Source organism: Bradyrhizobium sp. JYMT SZCCT0428 (genome assembly GCF_018131075.1).
In the GTDB taxonomy this organism is placed as follows: Bacteria; Pseudomonadota; Alphaproteobacteria; order Rhizobiales; family Xanthobacteraceae; genus Bradyrhizobium.
This window is the reverse complement of sequence record NZ_JAFCLS010000162.1, coordinates 1-1432: the sequence shown is the minus strand read 5'-3', so window position 1 is coordinate 1432 and position 1432 is coordinate 1. Positions and strand designations below refer to the sequence as shown.

The window sequence follows — 1432 nt, the reverse complement described above, 5'->3', positions numbered from 1 at the left end:
GGTGCCAAACCGGGTGACATTCCGATTTACCAGGCGACCAAATTTGAACTCCTAATCAACCTGAAGACGGCAAAAGCATTCGCCCTGACCCTGCCCCCGGCGCTGCTCGCGCGCGCCGACGAGGTGATCGAATAATTCTGCCATGTCCGTTCATGGCACGAACCACACCAACGGGACCGGTCGTCGATATCCGTTCTTGAAGGCAAAGCCGACTTCCCGGTGGCCCACCCGGAGTTCTCAGTTTGACCCACAGCGGACGTTCGGACAACGAACAGCCATGTTCCTGAATTTACGATCCCATGGGCAGAAGGGGTAACTGGCCTGTTTCGACCCTCAGTGGGATTTGAATAATGAGTGTCCTAATTTGAATTGTGTCCACTATGGAACCGACGCCCGGGCATCGGCATATTAGAAACGGAGTTTGCAAACCCTACGGTCAGGACCCGTAAGCAATGAGGTGGTGTCATGCAGCGTCGCCGTTCTGCTCCCCACACATTTGAAGACAACATCGCAGCCGAGAAGGCCAAGCTTGAAGCCCAACTTGCCTCTTTGAAACCTGGCCCTCAGATGGACGCGCTACGGAAGAAACTCCGGCAGCTAGAGACCGCGTCACACATGAGCGAGTGGCTTTCCTCGCCCGGCTTGTAAGCCCCGACATGACCGGCTTTCCGATCGTGAACAAAGTTTCGGTGTGACAAGGCTGCGTCAGTTGGCGAGTTGCCTAGCACACATCCGATACCGTCCCGCCGTGGTCATCCGGAGCCTGCCCGCGAGATCGACCACGTAGCCCAGTGCGATGAGCCGCGCGCTATGTTCGGCGGGGATCGCAGGCGCAGGACTGATTACGGGCGTGTTGCCAATCGTAAGCAGCGAAGCGAACTCTTCGGGGCTGAGCAATTTCCCTTCTGGGACCATGGCCTGAGTATGGACCCTTCGCCGAACCCCCGCACGGTCAATTTTGCTCAGACCGGACAACAAAGGCCGCTTCAGTTGGCGGCCTCTTTCGTTTGTGATCCCATGTATGCTCTTGGCACTTTCGGAAGTGACCGCTCTGACGCGTGATGTCCGTTGTTGGGGGAAAGACGGAAGTCGGTTTTCGGGGCGATCAGGACGACTTTTGACCCAACTCGGACATTAGCCCCACTGGTTCAGGATCGCAGCGCTATGGAGTTGTTCAAGAAGCTGATAACCTGGGTTCGTTAATTCCCTGAGCGGCAACCCGAAGCGCTACTTCGCCTTGTGGAACTAGGGAGGCCATCGTCATGAGCAAGATTACACGACGGGCACTCGGCTTTGCGACTTTGGCGGGGCTGATGCTGGTCTCAGCCGCACCGAGCATCGCCGTCGCGCAGGAGAAGGTAGTGCGCATGGGTAATCAAAAGGTCGGCGCTTACGCACTCATGAAAGCACGCGGCATTCTGGAAGAGCGCCT

Annotated in this window: 1 protein-coding gene; it reads left to right on the top strand. The window is 57.1% G+C overall.

The features are described 5' to 3' along the window. Nucleotides 1-135 (top strand): ABC transporter substrate binding protein (locus tag JQ575_RS46010; RefSeq protein ID WP_283842697.1); only part of this gene is annotated, 135 nt, incomplete at its 5' end. Between the last annotated feature and the right edge of the window lie 1297 nt (nt 136-1432).